Here is a 7985-nt window from a genome sequence, read left to right as displayed (position 1 = left end):
GCGATTGTGGCGAAGTGGTTAACGCACCGGATTGTGGTTCCGGCATTCGTGGGTTCGATTCCCATCAGTCGCCCCATCTACATTAAAATTAATAAATACAATAATACAATGGCGATTGTGGCGAAGTGGTTAACGCACCGGATTGTGGTTCCGGCATTCGTGGGTTCGATTCCCATCAGTCGCCCCATTGTATAATTGGGGTATAGCCAAGCGGTAAGGCAACGGATTTTGATTCCGTCATGCCTAGGTTCGAATCCTAGTACCCCAGCCATTTTTTGCGGAAGTAGTTCAGTGGTAGAACACCACCTTGCCAAGGTGGGGGTCGCGAGTTCGAACCTCGTCTTCCGCTCCAAATATTATGGCGGCATAGCCAAGTGGTAAGGCACAGGTCTGCAACACCTTTATCACCGGTTCAAATCCGGTTGCCGCCTCCATAATTTATTTCTTAATCGGATTTTCCGATTTTTTTTATCTCCATTGTGCCGGTGTGGCGGAATTGGCAGACGCGCACGACTCAAAATCGTGTTCCTTTGGAGTGTCGGTTCGACCCCGACCACCGGTATCTAAAACTAGCAATAGCATGCTACATATAAAGGCTTCACACTTAATTGTGTGGAGTCTTTTTTGTTTTCCTTTACACTACAAAATCAATTCAAATAGTGTGCAATGAGCAAAAAGAGAACAGTGCTGTCAGAAGAAGAATTAAAAATCGCTACAAAACTTCATATGTAACTACAGATGAAGGAGCTACAGCACTAACTGCCGATGAGATTGTCGAATAAATGATGGGTGACGAGAGATGCCCAAGAATTGTAAACTACTAACATCTCATATGTTGTCAATCACACTCTACACATTTGTGAATGCTGTGCGTAGCTTGAACTAGCTGACTAATCTTAAATTAAGCGTGTTTTTCAACGTATGAATGATAAAAGAACTGATTTCCAGTAGTGGATTCGTTCTTTTTCTTTGCATAAAGGATTAAAGATATTTTCGAAGAAATTATATAATGAAGCATTTTTAAAATAATTTTTGGGGAGGCGGACTATGACGGCAATTATTATAACTGTAATTATAATTTTAGGAATTGCATTCTTAATAGACAAAATATACGGGAAAATTGATATGGATAATTATTCACCTATTTGGGAGTATTTTTCTAAAGCCCTTCTCTATGGGTTTATTGCTAGTGTTACATTATTCTATGGAAAGGAATCTCTAAGAGATGTTAATCTACTAGAATGGGCCATCATTGCAGTTTCAGTAATAGAAGGAACAGGGAACTATATTAATTATGTAAAAGAATCAAAAAAGCGAAAAGAAGATAAAAGAAAGGCTAATCAAACTTAGCTACATATTGAAATAATTCTTCAACTAAATAAGGTCACTGATCAAAAAGAGATTGATGCTCTTTTAAAAGTAAGTTGGTATTTCGCTAAAGTAGAGAAGGGTCTGTATAAGGAGATTGATTTCAAGCATAAATAGAGGAGCTTAAAGATGGAACTATTTAATCAATTGAGAAAAAATCCAAAGTATTGGATTCGTTTTGAATTAGGACTTATCGAATTAAAAGGAGAGAAATATTTTAAAGAAATTTATAATCGTGTATTATCTATTTTTGACTTTCTTTTTCATAAGAATGATACCATTCAATTAATTGCTTCAATTCATACGCCTATTAAATATAGAGGAAATGAGTTAGTTAATATACAACGTTTTCTTAAAAATAAAAAATTAATATATGGATTAAATTGTAAAACGGTACTTTATGAGTATGATGAAGAAGATACTGAAATGAAAACAACTCAATACAGTTTAAAGCTAAAAAAGGAAGATATTCGTTTAGGTTATCTTTTTCAAGCGATAAGTAATACTGATTTTGGTAGCAGAAAACCAAGAATAGAAGGAAGTATCTATTTACTGAATTTAACAAATAGTACTTTGTTGCACATGTATGATGACCGTGGGTGTGATGTTTATAGCTTAGACAAAGAAAATCTATTGCCTTTATATCGTAAATATAGAAATTGGATTTTAGACTATAATCGTATTAAAATAGATCATATTTTTGAAGAAGGATTATTTAATTACTCTGAGACATCGATAGAAATGGAAAATAGACTACAAATCAATAGATCGAGGGTAAAGGAAACAGGAATTAATTTATATGAAGACAATACTTGTGAAATTACGCATCAGCTTGAAATACCAAAAAAAACTATAGAAGAATGTGTGAAAGAGATAGAACAAACAGGATTTATCATTGAAGTTGATCATAGATATAATGATTACAGTATTCTTGAAGCCATAAAAACTGAAGCTTTGGCACTTATTGATTACCAGACAGAACTTATGTTTTTGTATGCAAAGAAGTATAACGGAAAGTACAAAGGCTGGTCAGTGCAAAGAGCTTTTTAATTAAGTATAAATGTAGAGACTTAGCCGATCATCGCCACTAGTATCCTAAAATAATAAGATTTCAACAATTATGTTGGAGTCTTTTTTTGTTTGTCAAAAAGCAAAATGGGTTATTACTGCTTTAACGTGATTAAATTAAAGAAGGAAAAGACATAATTTCTGATAAGTAGCATTTACGATGAATAGAGAGGGTATGAGTATGAACAGACATTTTTTTATTGCAGTGCCACTTCCTTCAGACATTAAAGCTGCTCTTAAAGAGAGATGTGAAAAAATGAAGACAGATTTCCATTTTAAACGCTGGGTTCATCAGGAAGATTATCACATCACTTTGGCTTTTTTAGGTAATGCGGATGAAGAGCAATTACAGGCTGTAATGGATGAAACGAGGAAAAATCTTATGAATGTTTCACCATTCGAATTGAACATTTACGGGTTCAATACTTTTGGAAGAAAAGAATATCCAAGAATTTTATGGGTTGATTTGCTCGAATCGAAGCCATTAAATTTTGTGAGAGAAATAGTATACCGTGATTGTATGAAGGTTGGATTTGAATTAGATAAGAAGCCCTTTAAACCACATATAACGGTTGCAAGAAAATGGGATGAAGGATACGGGAAGTTTCCGTTCGAAGCATTGTTTGAAGAAAATTTTCAGCTTCCAAAGTTTCTAGTAGAAGAAGTGATTTTGTACGAATCAAAGTTAGAGGAAACGCCGAAGTATCATAAAAAAGCTGTCATTCGTTTAGATGGACAATAATCCTTCAATCAGCACATAAACCTAAAAAAGAAAAGGTTTATGTGCTTTTTTACTAAAAACTCGCATTTTTAATGATTAGTTCATCTTCCGTTCATTTAAGGATTTTATGCTAAGGATGTAAAAAGGAATGGAGGAGTTCACTATGAATCTTGCATGGAAAGAAATTAAGAAAAATAAAATAAGATTTTTAATATTAGGCTCAATTGTTTTTCTAGTTAGTTTATTAACTTTTATAATTTCTGGTTTGGCGAACGGGCTATCACAAGATAATGCTGCTTTAATTAAGGATTTACCGCAAGGGCAATTTTATATGAATGAAGATGCAGATCAAACTTATAATCTGTCAAAAATAGATAGCCGTACACAAAATGAAATATTGAACAAAGAAAAAGATGCAGTAGCTTTTTCGCTACAAATGGGCTTTTTAAATGATCCGGACAATAAGCAGCAAAGCGTTGCCTTTGTTACATCGACCGCTTCAGAGTTATTTGAAAAAGTGAAACATGAGGAAGTCATATTAGACAGCTCATTGAAAGACAAGGGAATTAAAGTAGGCGATACATTAACGAATAATCAATTTAGTGGCAAGTTTGTAGTAAAGGGATTTGTTGAGCAAAAAAAATATAGTCATGCGCCAGTCGCTTATATTAACGAAGAAGATTATAAAGAAATTTACCGTGTTGACGAAATGCAAATGATTTTCGTACCAGGTGGAGATTCTTCAGCACAATTTGCTGGATTACAATCATTTTCAAACAAAGCGTTTCTAAATACAATTCCAAGCTATAACGCAGAACAAATGTCATTAAATATGATTGTATGGTTTTTAGTAGTCATTAGTGGGATGCTGTTTGCTATCTTCTTCTATATGATGAACGTTCAAAAAATTGGTTTGTACGGAATTTTAAAAGCAATTGGTTTGAAAACAAGTAAATTATTCAAAATGATATGGACACAAATGGCCATCATAACAGTCATTTCGCTTATTTTATCTGTAACCTTTAGCCAAGCATTTAATCTGCTAGCACCAAAAGGGATGCCTTTCACTTTAACAATTGTGACAACGACGCAATTATCGATAGTATTCTTAATCATTGGATTTATAGGGGCTACAATTTCAGGACTACAAATTAGAAAAATTGAACCATTACAAGCGATACAGCAAGGAGAGGCTTAATATGACTTTATTTAAAATCGATGAAGTTAGAAAAACGTTTAGGAATGGCGAGATAGAGGAAGAAATACTTAAAGGGATAGATCTATCCTTAAATGAAGGGGAAATAACAGCACTGGTTGGTGCATCTGGATCTGGTAAGAGTACACTTCTGACAATAGCTGCTGGGCTTCAGCCTGCGTCAGAAGGGCACGTTATATTTGAGGGGAAAAATATGTCCAGCATGAGTTCTGAGGAAGTTCGAAAAGTACGAGCAAGTGAATTTGGGTTTGTTTTTCAGTTCGCACACCTTGTACCTTTTCTTACAGTTGAGGAACAACTGCTGCTCATGCTAGATGTTTCTGAATCAAAATTAAAGAAGCAGGAACAAAAAATTGAAGTTGATCGCATCCTAAAATTAGTTGGAATGGACCATCGAAAAATGGCATATCCTCAATCATTGTCAGGCGGCGAGAAGCAACGTGTTGCGATTGCCCGGGCAATCATTCATAAACCGAAAGTTCTATTCGCAGATGAACCGACAGCAAGCTTAGATTCACAAAGATCAAAAGAAGTTATGTTACTAATTAGAGAGTTAACTAAAACGTTAAACATTACTACTTTAATGGTGACACATGATGAAGAAATGCTTGCTTATACAGATTGTATTATTAAAATGAGCGACGGTGTCATTTTATAAGACGCCATTTAGATTGAATCGTAAAAACCACAACCATAGTTACTGATGGTTGTGGTTTTTTATTGAAACAGGGTCATCCCATTTCCGCTCTGTTCGGGCGCAATGTATAGATATTTTTTATAAGCCTAGTGTTATGTTACCAAATCACTAAACTAATGAAGCATATTATAGAAGGAAAGAGGGAGGTGATTTGAAATGGCGTTTGTCATTGCTTTATTGATCGTATTAGTTGGTGTAATAGCGGGATTCCAATTAACCACCGAAGGAAGGTCTGAGAAAGGGAATTACATCGTTTGGGGTATCATTACAATGATAGCGTTTGCACCGTTCTTATCTTTTGTAATTGGCGTTATGTATGGAATAGTAGTTAAAAATAGTTGGGCAACATCGGCTATGATGTATTTATCTCCTTTAATTTTTATTATAGGGTTAATTATATTACTTTTAGGTATTTATAAAAATGATGGAGGGTATAAATAACGAGCTATTTGTCTCTAACAAGGGGTATTCAGGTTCAGTGTTTTAGTTATCTTAATATAAAGGTAAAAAACCGCAAGACTCCTTTTGTGATGAAGTGTCAATGAAAATGTAGCGGAGGAGACATATGCCATCGTGTCCACCATCCTATTTCTTGCCCTGATGCAGCTCGTGCCTTGCCGGCAGAAAAGCATAGCGGTTTTTTACCATTTGGAAGAATGTTTAGGTTAATCGAGCTTTTCGACTTACTTTACAGACCATTCTCATTAATGCCCTGTGCAACGAAGGGAAAATTGTAAAGATAACATCCATTGTTTTACGCATTGGCATAGGACAGATAATAGGCTTATTTTTGTGTACGCCTGCAATAGTGATTTTTGCTAGTTGCTGTGGAGACATCATTTTTTGCGTTTTCAATTGTTTGGACATCACTGATTTATCGATATTAATAGCGGTTGCTTTTTTAAAGATAGGTGTATCAACAAAAGTGGGACATAGAGCACTAACCTTGATGCCAAATTCCTCAGCCTCATAATGTAGTGATGTCGTTAAGCCCACAACAGCATGCTTCGTAGTAGAATATGCCGCAGACATAGGAGATGGCCCCAACCCTGCTGCTGAGGATGTATTGATGATATGTCCAAAACCTTGTTCCTTCATGATTTGATAGCCAACTTGAGTACCATATATAACGCCCCATAAATTAACATCCACAATGTTTTTCCATTCGTCCATTGGCATATCATAAATTTCACCATACATAGCTATACCAGCATTATTAAATAAGTAATCTAATCTTTGAAATTCCTCATATACATTGGAAATGACAAGTTCAACACTTTTGTAATCGGTTACATTTAATTCAATAAATCGAGCATTTGACGCGTCTTTATTTAATTCTGCCTCTAAAAGACGTCCATCACGTTCGTTGATATCTGCAATCATAACAAATACATTATGACCTACTAACTCTTTGCAGATAGCCTTCCCGATACCAGATACACCACCAGTAACAATCGCAACCTTTCTCATATTCATCACCCCTCGGAATGGACAGTAGCTTCCTGCAATTGAAGCTGTTCAATGACATCTGTGTATTTTTCCACGACAAGTTCTGCGCCTTTACTATTTAAATGAACGCCATCTAACGTTAAATGTAGCCCTCTCTTTTTGGACAATCGATCAATTCGCAAAGGATTTTTATAAAATAGTACATCTTGCATTACACGCATAACATTGGTGTTCATATAATCCGAACTATTAGCTTGTTCCAAGTGATGCTCAAATACCTCTTGCATATTTAAAAAACTAACATTTGCATATTTAGAAGAAATGGACTGAATAATGGAGGACAGCTCTTTTAATTCCTTATTTGAAGTGTTTTTTATTGTTTCTCCTATTAAAGCTGGTGTTACTAAAACTACATGTTTAGAGGATGCTAAAATCATTTCTAAACAATTTACATAGTAATCTTTAAATTCTTGATGATCTTTTGTAACTGGTTGTGCTTGCACTTTTAAAAGTTTAGCATAGACATCGTTGACACCAATCCAAAGAAAGCTGAGGTCATAGTAAGTAGCTAGCTTCGATTTCTCTAAACGACTGTGTAAGCTTTTTACTGTTTCACCTGGTTTACCGAGATTATCAAATTCGATATGTGGATGTCTTGTTGTTAGTAGTTTAAAAAATGAAACCCCTGGTCGACCTTCCGTTAAGCTGTCTCCTATACATGCAATTTTCAATTATATCCCACCTTTTTTTATCTCCTTTAAAAAAATAGTTATTGCTTGGTTAAAGAGTGGCTCAAGTGCTTTCAGCTCCTGCGTGTTTGTAAGCTGACATAACCCGCCTAGCCATGTGCCTAGTAGAACTGTCCATTCATCAATATTTCCATGAATAAATTCTCCTCTATCAATTCCTTCTTGAAGAATCGCGCGATAAGCACTCATTGGTACAATCGCTAAATTGTATAATTGTTGCACGGATTCTGGGCTCGATTTTGGATTGGAAGCTAGCTCTTGCCCCGATCTTAATAAAGGTGTTTGGTAATGATAGAGAACATGCATGGCCATGCCATATAATTTTTCTGTTGCCGTGGAGTAGGTACAGTCTTTTTGCAGCCACTTGTTGTGCCAATCTTGCATTGTTTGTTGCGATAAAAGAACAAAAAGCTTTTCTTTGTTTTCAAAATGATAATAAATATGTCCTTTGCTGTAGCCAGAAGCGGTTGAAATATCTCCTACTGATGTTTGATTATAGCCTTTTTGAGAAAACAAACTAACCGCATGTTCCATAATTTCAACTTTTGCTTGCTCGCTATCATAACGTCTTTTATTCATTTATTTACTCCTTCGATGATTTGAACGATCGTTCTAATCTTATTATACAATATTTTACTATTTAATTAATGATTAAATACCTAAGTCATTAAGTTTTCACAATTGTGTACAGATAATTGTTAAACCTAATGGAACGAA

9 protein-coding genes and 6 tRNA genes are annotated in these 7985 nt (G+C 35.0%); 12 read left to right on the top strand and 3 right to left on the bottom strand.

Annotation, left to right across the window (positions count from 1 at the left end; all coding sequences use genetic code 11):
• From MWJ95_RS22545 to MWJ95_RS22490, 12 genes are all read left to right on the top strand, one after another.
• Positions 1-76, top strand: a tRNA-His gene (locus MWJ95_RS22545).
• Between the two features lie 35 nt (positions 77-111).
• Positions 112-187, top strand: a tRNA-His gene (locus MWJ95_RS22540).
• A gap of 9 nt (positions 188-196) precedes the next feature.
• A tRNA-Gln gene (locus tag MWJ95_RS22535) sits at positions 197-271 on the top strand.
• A gap of 6 nt (positions 272-277) precedes the next feature.
• Positions 278-352 (top strand) — tRNA-Gly (locus tag MWJ95_RS22530).
• A gap of 8 nt (positions 353-360) precedes the next feature.
• Positions 361-434, top strand: a tRNA-Cys gene (locus tag MWJ95_RS22525).
• Between the two features lie 47 nt (positions 435-481).
• Positions 482-562, top strand: a tRNA-Leu gene (locus MWJ95_RS22520).
• A 485-nt stretch (positions 563-1047) separates the two neighbouring features.
• Positions 1048-1350 (top strand): hypothetical protein, encoded by a 303-nt coding sequence (locus MWJ95_RS22515; protein WP_249076079.1) that lies wholly within the window; start codon positions 1048-1050, stop codon positions 1348-1350.
• 147 nt (positions 1351-1497) lie between these two features.
• On the top strand, positions 1498-2418 hold the full coding sequence (locus tag MWJ95_RS22510; protein ID WP_249107278.1) for a DUF3885 domain-containing protein: 921 nt from the start codon (positions 1498-1500) through the stop codon (positions 2416-2418).
• Between the two features lie 199 nt (positions 2419-2617).
• The gene (gene thpR / locus MWJ95_RS22505) at positions 2618-3178 is read left to right on the top strand and encodes an RNA 2',3'-cyclic phosphodiesterase (RefSeq protein ID WP_249076081.1); all 561 of its coding nucleotides are present in this window, start codon (positions 2618-2620) and stop codon (positions 3176-3178) included.
• Between the two features lie 142 nt (positions 3179-3320).
• Entirely contained in the window at positions 3321-4355 is a 1035-nt protein-coding gene (locus MWJ95_RS22500; protein ID WP_249076082.1) for an ABC transporter permease, read from the top strand.
• 1 nt (position 4356) lies between these two features.
• Positions 4357-5031, top strand: coding sequence for an ABC transporter ATP-binding protein (locus MWJ95_RS22495; RefSeq protein WP_249076083.1), 675 nt, complete (start codon positions 4357-4359; stop codon positions 5029-5031).
• A gap of 195 nt (positions 5032-5226) precedes the next feature.
• The gene (locus MWJ95_RS22490; protein WP_249076084.1) at positions 5227-5511 is read left to right on the top strand and encodes a hypothetical protein; all 285 of its coding nucleotides are present in this window, start codon (positions 5227-5229) and stop codon (positions 5509-5511) included.
• 219 nt (positions 5512-5730) lie between these two features.
• Here the strand turns inward: MWJ95_RS22490 and MWJ95_RS22485 are convergent, their stop codons facing one another.
• From MWJ95_RS22485 to MWJ95_RS22475, 3 genes are read right to left on the bottom strand one after another with little or no spacing between them, the layout of a single operon-like run.
• Positions 5731-6546, bottom strand: a complete 816-nt coding sequence (locus MWJ95_RS22485; RefSeq protein WP_249076085.1) for an SDR family NAD(P)-dependent oxidoreductase — start codon at positions 6544-6546, stop codon at positions 5731-5733.
• Complete coding sequence (locus MWJ95_RS22480; RefSeq protein WP_249107277.1) at positions 6546-7250, bottom strand: SGNH/GDSL hydrolase family protein; 705 nt, start codon at positions 7248-7250, stop codon at positions 6546-6548. The genes MWJ95_RS22485 and MWJ95_RS22480 overlap by 1 nt, the downstream gene beginning before the upstream one ends.
• Complete coding sequence (locus MWJ95_RS22475) at positions 7251-7847, bottom strand: TetR/AcrR family transcriptional regulator (protein WP_249076087.1); 597 nt, start codon at positions 7845-7847, stop codon at positions 7251-7253.
• Positions 7848-7985: the final 138 nt, after the last annotated feature.

The organism is Lysinibacillus sp. Bpr_S20, from assembly GCF_023337835.1.
GTDB lineage: Bacteria > Bacillota > Bacilli > Bacillales_A > Planococcaceae > Lysinibacillus.
Note: the sequence above shows the minus strand (reverse complement) of the source record. Positions and strands in the feature narration are given on the sequence as shown.

What these genes read in the sequence shown, in the direction of transcription:
- MWJ95_RS22515 (WP_249076079.1), top strand. Translation starts at nt 1,048, where the DNA reads ATGACGGCAATTATTATAACTGTAATTATAATTTTAGGAATTGCATTC.
- thpR (WP_249076081.1), top strand. Translation starts at nt 2,618, where the DNA reads ATGAACAGACATTTTTTTATTGCAGTGCCACTTCCTTCAGACATTAAA.
- MWJ95_RS22510 (WP_249107278.1), top strand. Translation starts at nt 1,498, where the DNA reads ATGGAACTATTTAATCAATTGAGAAAAAATCCAAAGTATTGGATTCGT.
- MWJ95_RS22475 (WP_249076087.1), bottom strand. Translation starts at nt 7,847, where the DNA reads ATGAATAAAAGACGTTATGATAGCGAGCAAGCAAAAGTTGAAATTATG.
- MWJ95_RS22490 (WP_249076084.1), top strand. Translation starts at nt 5,227, where the DNA reads ATGGCGTTTGTCATTGCTTTATTGATCGTATTAGTTGGTGTAATAGCG.
- MWJ95_RS22485 (WP_249076085.1), bottom strand. Translation starts at nt 6,546, where the DNA reads ATGAATATGAGAAAGGTTGCGATTGTTACTGGTGGTGTATCTGGTATC.
- MWJ95_RS22495 (WP_249076083.1), top strand. Translation starts at nt 4,357, where the DNA reads ATGACTTTATTTAAAATCGATGAAGTTAGAAAAACGTTTAGGAATGGC.
- MWJ95_RS22500 (WP_249076082.1), top strand. Translation starts at nt 3,321, where the DNA reads ATGAATCTTGCATGGAAAGAAATTAAGAAAAATAAAATAAGATTTTTA.